Source organism: Luteibacter yeojuensis, assembly GCF_011742875.1.
GTDB classification, from domain to species: Bacteria; Pseudomonadota; Gammaproteobacteria; order Xanthomonadales; family Rhodanobacteraceae; genus Luteibacter; species Luteibacter yeojuensis.
Window position 1 is genome coordinate 637,048 of sequence record NZ_JAAQTL010000001.1, and the last position, 13,410, is coordinate 650,457.

At 68.3% G+C, this 13,410-nt stretch carries 15 protein-coding genes; all 15 read right to left on the reverse strand.

The annotated features are described in order from the left end of the window. Nucleotides 1-8: 8 nt before the first annotated feature. The 15 genes from HBF32_RS02935 to HBF32_RS03005 all read right to left on the reverse strand — a co-directional run bounded on the left by HBF32_RS02935 (nucleotide 9) and on the right by HBF32_RS03005 (nucleotide 13,397). Entirely contained in the window at nucleotides 9-710 is a 702-nt protein-coding gene (locus HBF32_RS02935; protein ID WP_166698131.1) for a TPR domain-containing protein, read from the reverse strand. Beyond that, entirely contained in the window at nucleotides 707-1,147 is a 441-nt protein-coding gene (locus HBF32_RS02940) for a cytochrome c-type biogenesis protein (RefSeq protein ID WP_166698132.1), read from the reverse strand. The genes HBF32_RS02935 and HBF32_RS02940 overlap by 4 nt, the downstream gene beginning before the upstream one ends. Continuing rightward, on the reverse strand, nucleotides 1,144-1,686 hold the full coding sequence (locus tag HBF32_RS02945) for a DsbE family thiol:disulfide interchange protein (protein WP_166698133.1): 543 nt from the start codon (nucleotides 1,684-1,686) through the stop codon (nucleotides 1,144-1,146). Before HBF32_RS02945 ends, HBF32_RS02940 begins: the two co-directional genes overlap by 4 nt. Further along, a complete protein-coding gene (locus tag HBF32_RS02950) occupies nucleotides 1,683-3,659 on the reverse strand; it encodes a heme lyase CcmF/NrfE family subunit (RefSeq protein ID WP_166698134.1) in 1,977 nt (658 codons plus the stop codon). Before HBF32_RS02950 ends, HBF32_RS02945 begins: the two co-directional genes overlap by 4 nt. Beyond that, nucleotides 3,656-4,123 carry a cytochrome c maturation protein CcmE gene (gene ccmE, locus HBF32_RS02955; protein WP_166698135.1) on the reverse strand — a complete coding sequence of 156 codons (468 nt, stop codon included), beginning with the start codon at nucleotides 4,121-4,123 and terminating at the stop codon, nucleotides 3,656-3,658. The genes HBF32_RS02950 and ccmE overlap by 4 nt, the downstream gene beginning before the upstream one ends. After that, nucleotides 4,107-4,307: a heme exporter protein CcmD gene (gene ccmD, locus HBF32_RS02960; RefSeq protein WP_166698136.1), complete on the reverse strand. Its 201-nt coding sequence runs from the start codon at nucleotides 4,305-4,307 to the stop codon at nucleotides 4,107-4,109. The genes ccmE and ccmD overlap by 17 nt, the downstream gene beginning before the upstream one ends. After that, complete coding sequence (locus tag HBF32_RS02965) at nucleotides 4,304-5,077, reverse strand: heme ABC transporter permease (protein WP_166698137.1); 774 nt, start codon at nucleotides 5,075-5,077, stop codon at nucleotides 4,304-4,306. Before HBF32_RS02965 ends, ccmD begins: the two co-directional genes overlap by 4 nt. 66 nt (nucleotides 5,078-5,143) lie before the next feature. Continuing rightward, a complete protein-coding gene (gene ccmB / locus HBF32_RS02970; protein WP_166698138.1) occupies nucleotides 5,144-5,830 on the reverse strand; it encodes a heme exporter protein CcmB in 687 nt (228 codons plus the stop codon). Beyond that, nucleotides 5,827-6,456, reverse strand: a complete 630-nt coding sequence (ccmA, locus tag HBF32_RS02975) for a cytochrome c biogenesis heme-transporting ATPase CcmA (protein ID WP_166698139.1) — start codon at nucleotides 6,454-6,456, stop codon at nucleotides 5,827-5,829. Before ccmA ends, ccmB begins: the two co-directional genes overlap by 4 nt. Nucleotides 6,457-6,596: 140 nt before the next feature. Next, nucleotides 6,597-7,958 carry an FAD-dependent oxidoreductase gene (locus HBF32_RS02980; protein ID WP_166698140.1) on the reverse strand — a complete coding sequence of 454 codons (1,362 nt, stop codon included), beginning with the start codon at nucleotides 7,956-7,958 and terminating at the stop codon, nucleotides 6,597-6,599. Between the two features lie 85 nt (nucleotides 7,959-8,043). Next, nucleotides 8,044-8,544, reverse strand: coding sequence for a polyhydroxyalkanoate synthesis repressor PhaR (phaR, locus tag HBF32_RS02985; protein WP_166698141.1), 501 nt, complete (start codon nucleotides 8,542-8,544; stop codon nucleotides 8,044-8,046). 107 nt (nucleotides 8,545-8,651) lie between these two features. Further along, on the reverse strand, nucleotides 8,652-10,220 hold the full coding sequence (locus HBF32_RS02990) for a DHA2 family efflux MFS transporter permease subunit (RefSeq protein ID WP_166698142.1): 1,569 nt from the start codon (nucleotides 10,218-10,220) through the stop codon (nucleotides 8,652-8,654). Beyond that, nucleotides 10,217-11,416: an HlyD/EmrA/EmrK family protein gene (locus tag HBF32_RS02995; RefSeq protein ID WP_166698143.1), complete on the reverse strand. Its 1,200-nt coding sequence runs from the start codon at nucleotides 11,414-11,416 to the stop codon at nucleotides 10,217-10,219. Before HBF32_RS02995 ends, HBF32_RS02990 begins: the two co-directional genes overlap by 4 nt. Beyond that, nucleotides 11,413-12,873, reverse strand: a complete 1,461-nt coding sequence (locus tag HBF32_RS03000) for an efflux transporter outer membrane subunit (RefSeq protein ID WP_166698144.1) — start codon at nucleotides 12,871-12,873, stop codon at nucleotides 11,413-11,415. Before HBF32_RS03000 ends, HBF32_RS02995 begins: the two co-directional genes overlap by 4 nt. Further along, entirely contained in the window at nucleotides 12,870-13,397 is a 528-nt protein-coding gene (locus HBF32_RS03005) for a MarR family transcriptional regulator (protein WP_166698145.1), read from the reverse strand. The genes HBF32_RS03000 and HBF32_RS03005 overlap by 4 nt, the downstream gene beginning before the upstream one ends. Between the last annotated feature and the right edge of the window lie 13 nt (nucleotides 13,398-13,410).

The following is a 13,410-nucleotide window of genomic DNA, read 5'->3' on the forward strand; positions in this document are numbered from 1 at the left end:
GGAGTCCTTCAGGGTTTGCCGTCGATGGTGCCACGTGCGCTGTCGGGTTGTCCCGCTCCGGCGCGCTTCTCGGCAAGGGCGATCTGCTCGGCGACCGCATGCGCCACGTTGGAGTCCGGGTCGAGCAGTGGCTGCAACTTGCGCCAGGTGGCGGCGGCGTCGGTGTAGCGTTCCTGCTGGAACTGCGCGATGCCCAGCAGCCACAGCGTACGCTGGCTGTCGGGTTCGATCGCGAGGGCGCCCTGGAGCAGATCGTAGCCGCGTCCGACGATGCGATGATCGGGTCGCACCAGCGAATCGGATTCGGCCCAGCCGACCATGGCGGCGACGTTCCTGGGATCGGCCTTCAACGCATGGTCGTACGCGCTGAGCGCATCGGCGGGTTGCTTGAGCATGGCGTAGGTCTTGCCGAGCAGCACCCAGGCCTCGGCGTCGTCCGGGTGCTCCTTCACGCGCGCCAGCAATTGGTCGATGGCTTCGCCGACGGTCATCTCCTTCGGCGGTTCCACACCGCCAAGCGTCGACGGCGTGCCGACCAGCAGGTAGATGCCGGCACTGCCGAGCGGCACGACCACGGCGATGGCGACGATCAGCGCGAAGATGGCGCGCGAACGGCCGTGACGGCGCCCCTGGCGGACGAGCGGGACGAGCAGCAGGGCGAGCGCGAGGGCGAGCATCGCCCCCGCGACGAGATAGAAAGCGAGAGTCACCAGTCGTCCTCGGTATCGTTCGCCGGCGCGGATGCCGGGGCCTGGCGGGCGCGGCGGCGCACCTGGATCGCGACGACGATGCCGCCGGCGACCAGCAGCACCGCCGGACCGAACCACAGCAGCCAGGTCGACGGTTCGACCGGCGGCTTGTACAGCACGAACTGCGAATAACGAGCCACGAGGAAGGCCTTGATCTCCTCGTCGCTCTTGCCCGCCTGGATCATCTCGAACACTTGCCGGCGCAGGTCGTGTGCGATGGGCGCGTTGGAGTCGGCCAGGGTTTCGTTCTGGCACATGGGGCAGCGCAGTTCGGCGCTCAGCTTCTGGAAGCGCACTTCCTCCGCACGGTTGCGGAACGGCAGCGGCTGGATCGCCTGGGCGACGGCCAGCGCCGGCAACAGGCACAGGGCCAGCCAGAGCAGGGCGCGGGATCTCATGGCGCTTCCTTCGCCAGCGCGGCCACGGCGGGCCGGATTTCCGTGTCGAGCACCTCGGGCGTGATGGGGCCGATGCGCTTGTAGCGGATCACGCCCTTCGCATCCACGAGGAAAGTCTCCGGCGCGGCGTAGACGCCGAAGTCGATGCCGGTGCGTCCGTCGCGGTCCGCGACGATCACATCGAAGGGATTGCCGTGGTCGGCCAGCCACGCGGTGGCCGCCTGCGGATCGTCCTTGTAGTTGAAGCCGACGAGCGGCAGTCCCAGCTGCTTCATCTCCGTCATCAGGATCGGATGCTCGTGCACGCACTCGATGCACCAGCTGGCGAACACGTTGAGGAAATACGGCTTGCCGAGCAGCGAGGCCTTGTCGACCGTGCGCGAAGGCTCGCCGAGCACGGGCAGGGCGAAGGCCGGTGCCGGCTTGTCGATCAGCGGCGAGACGATCTCGTGCTGGTCGTGCCGCGTGTTCCACCAGATACCGAAGCCGAACAGGCCCACCAGGACGAGGAAAGCGAAGAGGGGCAACAGGCGGCTCATGCGGGCGATTCCTCCGCGGCGATGGGGCGCTTCGCGGCCGCTTCGGCGGCCACCTTCTTCGCGCGGAACCGGCGCTCGCACGCGGCGAGGAATCCGCCCGCCATCATGAACAGGCCGCCCAGCCAGATCCAGCGCACGAAGGGCTTGTGGTAGAGGCGCACGGCCCAGGCGCCGCCGACGTCGTTGGCGTCCATGGGTTCGCCCAACGCCACGTAGATGTCGCGGAAGAGGCCGGCGTCGATGGCCGATTCGGTCTGCACCTGGCCGCGCGAATACGTCCGCTTCTGCGGGTGCATCGTGCCGACGGTTTCGCCGTTGCGCAGGATGGTGACGATGCCTTCGTCGGCGCGCCAGTTCGGGCCCTCCGTTTCCTCCACGCCATCGAAACGGAAGTCGTAACCGCCGATGGATTCCACCTGGCCCGGCGCGAGGCGCACGTCGCGCTCCACGCTCAGCGATTCGGAGAGCATCACGCCGATGAGGAAGATCGCGACGCCGGCATGGGCGATCAGCATGCCGCCCATTTCCGCCGGGAAGCGGCGCCCGCGCGGCATCTCGCGCCAGCGCTTGACCACATAGGCCAGCGTGCCGACGCCGACCCACACGGCGCCGGCCACGCCGGCGATGGCGCGCAGGTGGCCCTGGGCGAAGAAGGCGGCGGCGATGGCGCAGACGATCGCCGCGACACCGGCACGCAAGGCCATCGAGGTGAGCTGGCGCCCTTCCGCGCGACCCCAGCGCAGGTACGGTCCGAACGGCAGCAACAGGACCGCGGGCGCCATCAACAGCACGAAGAGGAAACCGAAGTAGGGCGGGCCGACCGAGACGCGGCCGAGGTTCAGCGCATCGCCGATCAGCGGGAACAGCGTGCCGAGGAGCACCATGGCCGCCGCCGTCGTGAACAACAGGTTCGCGATCATGATGCCCGTCTCGCGCGACATCGGCGCGAACGGCTTGCCGGTGGCCACCTTCGGTGCGCGGATCGCGTAGAGCAGCAGCGAGCCGCCGATCACGATCACGAGAAAGCCGAGGATGTACAGGCCGCGACGCGGATCGGAGGCGAAGGCATGCACGGAGGTGAGCACGCCGGAACGCACGAGGAACGTGCCGAGCAGGGAAAGCGAGAAGGCGAACAGCGAAAGCAGCACGGTCCACGCCGGCAGCGAGCCGCGCTTCTCGGTAACAGCCTGCGCGTGGATCAACGCGACACCGACCAGCCACGGCATGAACGAGGCGTTCTCCACCGGATCCCAGAACCACCAGCCGCCCCAGCCCAGTTCCGCGTACGCCCACCAGCTGCCGGCGACGATGCCGAGCGTGAGGAACGCCCATGCCACATTGGTCCACGGACGCGCCCAGCGCACCCAGGCCTGTTCCATGCCGCCGCCGAGCAGGGCGGCGATGGAAAACGCGAATGCCACCGAGAAGCCCACATAGCCCATGTAGAGTACGGGCGGGTGGAAGGTCATGCCCGGGTCTTGCAGCACCGGGTTGAGGTCGCCGCCGTCGGCCGGCATCGGCAGCTCGCGCAGGAACGGGTTCGAGGTGAACAGGATGAAGGCGAGGAAACCCACGCCAATGAGACCCAGCACGCCGAGCACGCGGGCGACGAAGACGTCCGGCAGATGGCGGCTGAAGGCGGCCAGCGCCAGCGACCAGACGTTGAGGATGAACACCCACAACAGCATCGAGCCCTCGTGCGCGCCCCATACGGCTGTGACACGGTAATACCAGGGCAGTGCGAGGTTCGAATTGTCGGCCACGTAGGCCACGGAGAAATCGTAGCTGAGGAAGGCGTAGACGAGGATCGCCATGGCGGCGAACACGAACACGCCCTGGCCCGCGGCGGTGGGGCGGGCCATCGCGACCAGCGCGGCGTTGCCGCGCCAGGCGCCGACGATCGGCAGGACGCCCTGCGCGAGCGCGAGGATCAGCGCGAGGACGAGGGCGAACTGGCCAAGCTCGGGGATCATTTCGCCGGATCCTTCATGGCCTTGTCGTCGATCTTGCGGTTCTCGTGCGCCTTCGCCATGGCGTCCTTGAGTTCCTTCGGCATGTAGTTCTCGTCGTGCTTCGCCAGCACTTCGCTCGCGATGAAGCGGCCGCTGTCCATGCGTCCCGTCGCGATCACGGACTGGTTGTCGCGGAACAGGTCGGGAAGGATGCCCGTGTATTCCACCGGCATCGCTCCCGCGTCGTCCACGACGATGAAGCTCACCTTCAGGGTGTCGGCGGCGCGCTGGATCGAGCCGGCCTTCACCATGCCGCCGAGGCGGAAGGTGGCGTACTGGGCGGCCTGGCCTTCCTGCACCTGGCTGGGGGTGAAGAGGTAATTCATGTTCCGCTGCAGGGCGAACACAATGAGGCCGACCGCGACGATGGCGGCGGCGACGACCGAGATCACGATGGCGAGGCGGCGTTTACGCGTTGGATTCATTGCTTGGAGGGGTTCCCGGCCGGCGGCGGTTTTCCTGGCGCGCGATGCGTGCGCGGAGGTCGCGCAGGTTGCGGCGGCGCCGGGCCAACGGCGCCAGCGTGTCGATCAGGAGGACGATGAAGAAGACGGCCACGGCGGACCACACGTAGAAGCCGTAGGCACCCATGGCGAGGGACTGGCTCATGCGCTGTCGCTCCCGCTCCCTTCGCGGCCGGCGAGCAGCTCGCGCACCCAGCCCTTGCCGCCTTCGGAGGCGATCAGGTCGGCGCGCACGCGGGCGAACAGGCTGGCGATGTAATAGAGCTTCGTGGCGGCCATCATGGTCAGGAGCGGCCAGAGCATGCTGGCCTCGATGTGCGATGGGCCAAGGAGGCGCACCGTGGACCCCTGGTGGAGCGTGTTCCACCAGTTCACGGAGAAATGCACGATCGGCACGTTCACCGCGCCGACCAGGACAAGGAAGGATGCCGCACGCGCGCCCTGCCGGCGATCCTCGAACGAGTGATAAAGACCGATCACGCCGAGGTAGATGAAGAGCAGCACCAGCTCGGAGGTGAGCCGCGCGTCCCAGGTCCACCAGGTGCCCCACATCGGCTTGCCCCACAGCGAGCCGGTGACCAGCGTGATGAAGGTGAACGCGGCGCCGACCGGTGCGGATTCCATCGCCACCACTTCGGCGATCTTGATCCGCCAGACCAGGCCGACGAAGGCGGCCACGGTCATGGCGCCGTAGATGAACAGGCTCATCCACGCGCTGGGCACGTGGAGGAAGATGATGCGATAGGCATCGCCCTGCTGGTAATCGGCGGGCGCGACGAACAGGCCGCCGTAAAGCGCCACGGCGCCCAGCACGAGCGCAAGGCCCAGTGCCCAGGGCCGGACGGCACCGGCGAAACGGTAGAACACCGGCGGCGAGCCGAGGCGGTGAAGCCAGAGCGGAACCCAGTTAGCCATCGATCCTCGTCGCAGGTTCGTTCAAACACCGTGTGTGCCCCTCTCGGGCCGCACGGTTGTGTGCATTCATGTGTCCATGGCGATGCGCAGCGCGGCGGCGCAGGCCAGCGGCGCGAGAACCAGCGCCATGACGAGGCCGGCACCCAGCCAGGCGATCGGCGCGATCCACGGCAGCCCTTCCTGCGCGGCGGCCACGGCTCCGGCGGCGAAAATCACGACCGGCACGCACAACGGCAGCAACATGAGCGCGAGAAGCATACCAGAGCGCCTGGACCCCGCCGTCAGCGCGACCAGCACCGCGCCGAGCAGGCTCAGCAGGGGCGTCGCAAGAACCAGCGCGATCACCAGTACTGGCGTCGCGGCCGTAGGGAGCTTGAGCATGCCGGCCAGCAGGGGCGCCACCACGATCAGCGGCAGCGACGAGGTGATCCAGTGGGCGAGGATCTTCATACCCACCAGCAGGGCCAGCGGCTGCGGCGCGAGCATCAGCTGTTCCATCGAGCCGTCCTCGATGTCGGCGCGGAACAGGTGGTCCAGCGAGAGCAGCACGGCCAGCAGCACCGTCACGAACACCACGCCGCCGGCGATACGGGCGAGCAGGGTGGGTTCGGGGCCGAGCGCAAAAGGAAACAGCGTGGCGACGATGAGCGCGTAGAGCACCGGCATGGCGATGTCGCCGCGGCGTCGCCAGGCCAGGGTCAGGTCGCGCCGCAGCAGGGCGGCGCAGGCGGCGGACATGCTGCCGGGGGTCATGCGTGCAACCGGATGCGCCGGGGCTCGCCGCCCGCGAAGCTTACCGCGCCGTGGCTGGTGACCAGCGCCGCGCCGCCGCGTGCGGCGTGGCCATCGAGCAGGCGGTTCACCAAGGCGATGCCTTCGCGGTCGAGGTTGGCGTAGGGCTCGTCCAGCAGCCATACGCGCGCCGGCACCAGCAGCAGACGGGCCAGTGCGGCGCGTTTCTTCTGGCCGGCGGAGAGGCGGCGCACGGGTTCGTCCTCGAAGCCGGCCAGGCCCACTTCCGCCAGCGCCGAAACCTCATCGGTTCCGGCGCGCTGTCCGTAGAGTCCCGTGCTCACCCGCAGGTTCTCGCGGGCGGAAAGGTCCAGCTTCAGGCCCAGGTGGTGGCCGAGGAAGACCACCGCGCCGGCCATGGTGTCGAGCGAGAACGCGGCACCGTCCAGCCGCACCTCGCCCTCGCCGGGGCGCAGCATGCCGGTGAGCACGCGCATCAGCGTGGTCTTCCCGCTGCCGTTGTCGCCTTCGACCAGCGCGATCTCTCCCGGATGCAGGGCGAAATCCAGGGGGCCGAACACCGGTTCGTCCTGGCGCAGGAAGCTGAGGGCATGGGCTTCGAGCAGGGGTGGGGCGGGAGAAATCATTCCGCGATTGTTGCGGCCCGGGCCGCCGTTGTCCATGTCGCGGTCACGCCCCTGTAGGAGCCGCTATAGCGGCGAGGAGCAAACGGAGCGACGACGCGACACGGCAACTTCCCCTCGCCGCTATAGCGGCTCCTACAGGATCAGAGCGGCAAGGGCGGCAGAGTGGCTTCCAGCGTGCGCACCGCGGCATCCAGATCCACCGAGCCCACCGAATCATGTCCCTTCAGCAACTGCTCCAGAAGCACATCCTGCGCGCGGCCGCGCTCCAGCGCGTACGCATACGGCAGGTGGGTGAAGGTGACCATGCGGTAGCGTGGCAGGTAATGCATCGGCGAGCGCTCCGCCAGCAGGGCGCCGAGTTCGCGCTTGCGCAGGTAGTGCGGGTCGGCGACCGAATCGCGCATCTCCACGTAGTTTTCCAGCGCCATCTGCGCGATGGCGTCGGCATTCGGCTTGCGCTTCGCCTCGAACGCGGCGAACACCGCGGCGGCATCGTCCGGCTGCGCCGCGAACAGTTCGGCCAGTTCGGCGGCGTCTTCGAAGCCGCAGTTCATGCCCTGTCCGTGGAAGGGCACCATCGCATGCGCGGCGTCGCCGATCAGCAGCGCACGGCCACCGATGTGCCAGCGGTCCAGGTAGAGGGTACCCAGCGTTCCCACGGGATGAGCGGCCCAGTCGGCGGCGAAATCCGGCATGAGGGCGAGGGCATCGGGGAAATCGGTGCGGAAGAACGCTTCGGCGGCACCGGTACCCGCGATGGTGCGGAAGCTCGGGTGCGGGCCGTCGTTCGGCAGGAACAGCGTGACGGTGAAGCTGCCTTCGCGGTTCGGCAGTGCGATGCACATGTAATGGCCGCGCGGCCAGATATGCAGGGCATTGCGCTCGATGGCGAACGGCGCGGACGAATCCTTGCCCGGCGGGATCTCGAGTTCCTTGTATCCGTGCCCGAGCTCCTCCACGCGTTCGCCCAGCGGCGAATGCAGGTGCATGGCTGCACGCAGGGCCGAGCCCGCGCCGTCGGCGCCGATCGCCACCGGCGCGTCGACCGTGCGTTCGCTGCCGTCGGCGTCGCGCAACCGCAGCGTGCCGGCTTCGAGGTCCGCACCGACGAGCCCCTGGTCGAAATGGACCGTCGCGCCGGCGGCCTCGGCGGCATCCAGCATGAGGGTATTGAGGCCGCCGCGGGACACCGACCAGATCACTTCGGAATCGTCCACGCCGTAGCGCTGGAGGCCGCTGTGGCCCGCCGGATCGTGGACCATGCGTCCGCGCATCATGACGGCCTGTTCGAGTACCCGGTCGGCCAGCCCGGTGGCGCGCAAGGCGTGCAGGCCGCGCTCGGCCAGCGCCAGGTTGATCGAGCGTCCCCCGGCGAAGCCCGCTTTCCGCGGGTCGGAGCGCTTTTCGTAAACGGTGACGCGGAAACCGCGCTGGGTCAGCAGGGTGGCGACCAGGGCGCCGACCAATCCGGCGCCGACCACGGCGATGTCGTTACGGGGCATGGCCACCTTCGTCCGGACGCGATTATTGCGGGGCAGCGCATCGTGCGCCGCAGCGCCGCCACAGGCAAGCGTGTCGAAACCGGGCTCAGCCGGCCTTCTTTCCGGTGCGCGATGCGGGTCGCACGGGCTCGGCCGGCTTGGCGGTGGCGGCATCGAGGAAACCGCGCTGCATCGACTTCCAGACGTCGAGGTTGCGCTCGGTCATCTCGTTGAGCATGGACCAGGGCGTCTGCCCCATCAGGCTGTTCAGCTGGTTGCGGAACTGTTGCTGCTGGTCCAGGAACACCTGCAGGCTCCGTTCCAGGTAGGGCCCCATGAAGCCCTGCAGCGAGTCTCCGTAGAAACGGATGATGTGCGAGAGCAGCTGCGGCGAAAGCATCGGCTGGCCGTGTTCCTCGTGCTCCGCGATGATCTGGAGCAGGACCGATCGAGTCAGGTCTTCACCGGACTTCGCGTCGCGAACCTCGAAAGTTTCCCCGTCGAGCACCAGCTGGCGAACCTCTTCCAGCGTGATGTAACTCGAGATTTCCGTGTCATAAAGACGACGGTTCGGATACTTCTTAATGATGCGTAGGGTTTGTGCCATGCGGCGAAAACTACCACGACGTATTGCGCCGCACCAGTTGTCCTAAGTCACGGTAATCGTTTTCGGAATTCACAACTGGTATTTGGATCGATTTAGGTAACGTCCGCTTAATGTGCGGCCGCACCCCCCGCGTTGCCGAACGGCGGCCTGGCGAACCAGAGGATGGGAATGAGCGACAGGAAGAGGATCGCGCAGCCCCAGAAAACGTCGTTCACCGCCAGCGTTGCCGCCTCGCGCGTCACGAGCTGGTCCATGACCCCCAGCGCCGGCTTGCCCTGGATACCCAGCGCGGTCAGCTTCTGGGTGAATGCCGTCGTGGCCGGCGACGCGTGGGTCACGTACTCCGTGAGCGAGGCATGGTGCGAGTCGGTACGGTGCTGCCACAGGGTGACGGTGATGGCGGTCGACACGCTCGAGGCCAGCGTGCGGCAGAAGTTCGCCAGGCCCGAAGCCCCCGCGATCTGGTCCGGATTGAGGCCGGAAAGGAAGATCTGGTTGAGCGGGATGAAGAAGCAGGCGATGGCGATGCCCATGATGAAACGCGGCAGCACGAGCGCGGGGAACGACGCGGCACTGTTGAAGCCCGCGAACCAGAACGAGGTGAAGGCGAACACGATGAACGCGAAGGTCACCACGGCGCGCAGTTCCAGCCGTTGGATGTTCTTGCCGATGAAGGGCGAGACGATGAAGGCGAGAATGCCCACCGGCGCGGTGGCGAGGCCGGCCCATGTCGCCGTGTAACCCAGCGTGGTCTGCAACCACAGCGGGAACACCACGTTGATGCCGAAGAAGGCGAGCATGCCCAGCGACAGCGCCGTGACGCCGATGGCGAAATTGCGCCGCGCGAAGAGCGAGAGGTCCACCACCGGATGCTTCGCGGTGAGTTCCCAGATCACGAGGAACACCAGCGCGACAAGGGCGATGAGCCCCAGCGTGAGGATCATCGGGGAAGCGAACCAGTCGTGGTCGTTGCCGTTGTCGAGCATGAATTGCAGGCTGCCCACGCCGACCACCAGCAGCCCGAGGCCCACTGTGTCGATCGGCGCCTTCACGATCTTCGTCTCGCGGCGATGCAGGATGCTCCAGGTGACGATGCCGGCGGCCGCACCTACCGGTACGTTGATGTAGAAAATCCACGGCCAGGAGAAATTGTCGGTGAGGTAGCCGCCGAGGATTGGGCCGAAGATGGGCGCGACCACGACCGTCATCGCCCACATCGCCAGGGCGATGCCTTGCTTCGTCTTCGGATAGCTCGCCAGCAGCAGCGACAGCGACAAGGCCACCATCGGCCCCGAGCCGGCGCCTTGCAGGAGACGGAAGATCACCAGCATCGGCATGTTCGAGGCGAGGCCGCAGAGCATCGAGAAGGCCACGAACAGGCCCACCGAGGCGCAGAAGGTCCGCACCTCGCCGAAGCGCTTGGCCAGCCAGCCGGTGAGCGGCTGCATGATCGCGCTGGCCAGCGCGTACGAGCTGATCGCCCAGGTGCCCTCGCTCGCGCTCACGCCAAGGCTGCCGGCAATGTGCGGCACCGCGACGTTGACGATGGTCATGTCGAGGATCTCCATGAAGGTGGAGAACGCGACGGCGATCGTCAGCAGGACCAGGGGGCCGCCGTGCAGCGGCTTCGGTCCGCCGTTGGCGGGGGCGTCGGGGAGGGCGGTGTCGTCGCTCAAGGCGCGTTGGCTCCGAGGTTGGCGCGTACGATGTCGTCTGCGGCCGCGTCGGCCTTGGCGGCCACGTCCTCATACACGCGGGTCTGCGCGACCGGCACGGTGGACGGTTGCGGCGCGAGCACGTCGCCCTTGTCGTCCGTGATGTCCACGGTGACCTTGGTCGACAGGCCGATGCGCAGCGGATGCTTGTCCAGGTCCTTCGGATCGAGTGCGATGCGCACGGGCACGCGCTGCACCACCTTGATCCAGTTGCCTGTGGCGTTCTGCGCCGGGAGCAGCGAGAACGCGCTGCCGGTGCCGGCACCCAGGCCGATCACCTTGCCGTGGTATTCGACGTCGCCGCCGTAGATGTCGGATTCGACCTTGGCGGGCTGGCCGATGCGCACGTGGCGCAGCTGGCCTTCCTTGAAGTTGGCATCCACCCAGAGGTCGCGGAGCGGTACCACGGTCATCAACTGCTGGCCGGGCTGCACGCTGTTGCCCACCTGCACGCCGCGCTGGGCGACGTAGCCGTCGATCGGCGCGACGATGGCGTTGCGCTGCGCGGCGATCCAGGCCTGGCGGAAGTTGGCGCGCGCCTGCGCCACGGCGGGATTGCCTTCGACATCGCTGCCGTCGACGAGCGCGCGGGCCGCGTCGGCCTGGCGCTGCGCCGCGTCCAGCGCGGACTGCGCGCTGGTGACGGCGTCGCGTGCGTGCTGCACTTCCTCGGGCGCGACGGCCTTCTCGGCGAGCAGCGGAAGGCGGCGCTTCAAGTCGTCCTGTGCACGCTTCAGGTCCTGCCGGCGGGCGACGAGCGCCGCGTCCGCGCCGGCCGCCGACTGCGTCTGCTGGCGCACCTGGCGCACCGCCTGGGCGAGCGCGCTGCCGGCCTTGCGCAGCGCCACGTCGGCGTCGGTCGGATCGAGGCGCACCAGCACCTGTCCGGCATTCACGCGCTGCGTGTCGTCGGCATACACGCCCACGACGATACCCGGCACCTGCGCCGAGATGCCCACCTGGTTGCCGCCGACATACGCGTCGTCGGTCGTCTCCCGCTTGGAGAACACGAACAGCCAGAGCAGGAACCAGACAAGGGCGGCGAGGACGAAGACGACCAGCGCGATGAGGAGCGCGCGGCCACGCTTGCGCTTGTCCTTCGGGGCGTTGCCGCCGTCGTCCTGGTCGCGCTGCGTATCGTTGGGAGAGGCGCTCATGGGCTCATGGCTCCGTCGGTGCTCGATGGGGAGGAAGATTCGATGGACTCGGCGCGGTAACCGCCGCCGAGCGCCTTGATGAGGGCCACGTCGGTGGACAGCGCCTGCGCGTGCAACTGGGCGTCCATGTCCTGCTGCTGGATCAGCGCGGCTTCCGTCGCCAGCGATTCGCGGTCGTCGCGCACGCCGCGTGCGGCGCGGGCGCGGGCACTCGCCAGCAGGGCGTTGGCCGCGTCGACCTGGGCGGCCTGCTGGGTACGGCGGCTGGCGAGCTGCTGCGCGCCCAGCGCCTGCGTGGCCACGTCGCGCGCCGCGGCGGCCACGGTGGCGTTGTATTGCGCCACGGCGGCGTCGAGCTGGGCGCGGCTCACCCCGTGGTTCGCTTCCAGCGCACCGCCTTCGAAGATCGGGAGGTGGATCGCCGGGGCGAGCGAGAACACGCGGCTGTCGGCGGAGAACACCTTGTCCATGTCGATGCTCGAGAGGCCGGCCATGGCGCTCAGGCTCACATCCGGGAAGAACTGCGCGCGCGCGGCGTCCGTCCGGCGCAGCGCGGCTTCCACCTGCCAGCGGCTGGCGGCGATGTCGGGGCGACGCGCCATGAGATCGGTGCCGGCGTCGGAGGGCAGCCCCGGCGTCACGTCCGGCAGGGCGCGCGGCGCGAGCGCGGGGAGTTCCGCCGGCGAGACGCCGACCAGGGTCGCGATCGATGCGCGACGGATAGCCGCCGAGCCTTGCAGCGCCACGCGCTGCTGACGGGCGCCGGCCAGTTCGGCGCGTGCCTGTTGCGCCGTGTCCGGCACGTCCACGCCCTGCTTCACGCGCAGCTCGGCGATGCGCAGCGCGCGTTCGCGCGCGGCGACGAGTGTGTCCGCGAGCGCGATGCGCGCCTCGTCGGCGAGCCAGCCGAAATACGTATCGGCCACCATGGCCTGGATGCCGAGCGACGCTGCCGAACGTTCGGCTTCCGCCGCACGCGCGCTGTCGATGGCGGATTCGATCGTGTAGCGCTTCTTGCCCCACCAGTCGAAGTCGTAGCGGACCTGGATGCCGAGGTCGGCCTGGTTGTACCAGGTAAAACCGAGGAACTGCGACGGGATGAGGCCGTGCTCGCTCATGCGCTGGCGGGTGACCTGGGCGCTGCCGTCCACGCGCAGGCCGGCCTGTGCCGCCGCGACGAGGATGTTCTGTTCGGCGGAGGAAACGCGGGCACGGGCCTGTGCCAGGTCGGGTGCGCCGCGCAGCGCCATGTCCATCAGCGAGTCGAGTTGCGGATCGCCGTACACGCGCCACCAGTCGGCGGCCGGCCAGCCCGCGCGCCGGGTCGTCGAGACCCCGGCGAGCGGCGCGTCGTCGCGCAGGGCCGGCCGGTCGATCTTCGCCGGTACGTGGCAGGCGGCCAACAGCGCGGCGACCGCGCAGGCGAGCAGGGCGGGACGGAGCGGTATAGGTGTCATGGGGAAACGTCCGGGTCGACCAGCGGGTCGATGTGCAGGGCGAGTTTCTTCAGCAGTCGCTCGAAGGTCTTCCGTTCGTTCGCATTGAAGCAGGCGAACGATTCGATCAGCGGCGGGAACAGGGGAGGAAGCATCTTGGTGACGAAGCGCCGTCCGGCGGGCGTGATGCGCAGCACCACCTGGCGCCGGTCATGCGTGGCGTGCGCGCGGGAGATCAGGTCGCGCTTGGCGAGCGCGTTGGCGATCCGCGTCATGTTCGTCGGCTTCTGCTCCGCGAGGGAGCACAGTTCGCCGGGGCTCGCGGTACCGTCCTCGCTGCTGTAAAGCATCATCAGCGTGCGGAAGTCGCTGTCGTTCAGGCCATAGGGCTTCAGCTTGCTCTCGAAACTGCGCAGCAGCGCGCCCGCCGTCATCATCAGCATCCGGACGAGGAGCACCTCGGACACCGGCATCTCGGGTGTGCGTTGGGCTACGCGGCCGACGCCTTCGTACATGGCCTCGACGTGCGGCTTGAGTTTCGACATTTCGCTGGCTAAT

Excerpts from the sequence above, each read along its gene's own strand:
- HBF32_RS02940 (WP_166698132.1), bottom strand. The coding sequence starts at position 1,147 with ATGAGATCCCGCGCCCTGCTCTGGCTGGCCCTGTGCCTGTTGCCGGCG.
- HBF32_RS02945 (WP_166698133.1), bottom strand. The coding sequence starts at position 1,686 with ATGAGCCGCCTGTTGCCCCTCTTCGCTTTCCTCGTCCTGGTGGGCCTG.
- HBF32_RS02950 (WP_166698134.1), bottom strand. The coding sequence starts at position 3,659 with ATGATCCCCGAGCTTGGCCAGTTCGCCCTCGTCCTCGCGCTGATCCTC.
- ccmE (WP_166698135.1), bottom strand. The coding sequence starts at position 4,123 with ATGAATCCAACGCGTAAACGCCGCCTCGCCATCGTGATCTCGGTCGTC.
- ccmD (WP_166698136.1), bottom strand. The coding sequence starts at position 4,307 with ATGAGCCAGTCCCTCGCCATGGGTGCCTACGGCTTCTACGTGTGGTCC.
- HBF32_RS02965 (WP_166698137.1), bottom strand. The coding sequence starts at position 5,077 with ATGGCTAACTGGGTTCCGCTCTGGCTTCACCGCCTCGGCTCGCCGCCG.
- ccmB (WP_166698138.1), bottom strand. The coding sequence starts at position 5,830 with ATGACCCCCGGCAGCATGTCCGCCGCCTGCGCCGCCCTGCTGCGGCGC.
- ccmA (WP_166698139.1), bottom strand. The coding sequence starts at position 6,456 with ATGATTTCTCCCGCCCCACCCCTGCTCGAAGCCCATGCCCTCAGCTTC.
- HBF32_RS02980 (WP_166698140.1), bottom strand. The coding sequence starts at position 7,958 with ATGCCCCGTAACGACATCGCCGTGGTCGGCGCCGGATTGGTCGGCGCC.
- phaR (WP_166698141.1), bottom strand. The coding sequence starts at position 8,544 with ATGGCACAAACCCTACGCATCATTAAGAAGTATCCGAACCGTCGTCTT.
- HBF32_RS02995 (WP_166698143.1), bottom strand. The coding sequence starts at position 11,416 with ATGAGCGCCTCTCCCAACGATACGCAGCGCGACCAGGACGACGGCGGC.
- HBF32_RS03000 (WP_166698144.1), bottom strand. The coding sequence starts at position 12,873 with ATGACACCTATACCGCTCCGTCCCGCCCTGCTCGCCTGCGCGGTCGCC.
- HBF32_RS03005 (WP_166698145.1), bottom strand. The coding sequence starts at position 13,397 with ATGTCGAAACTCAAGCCGCACGTCGAGGCCATGTACGAAGGCGTCGGC.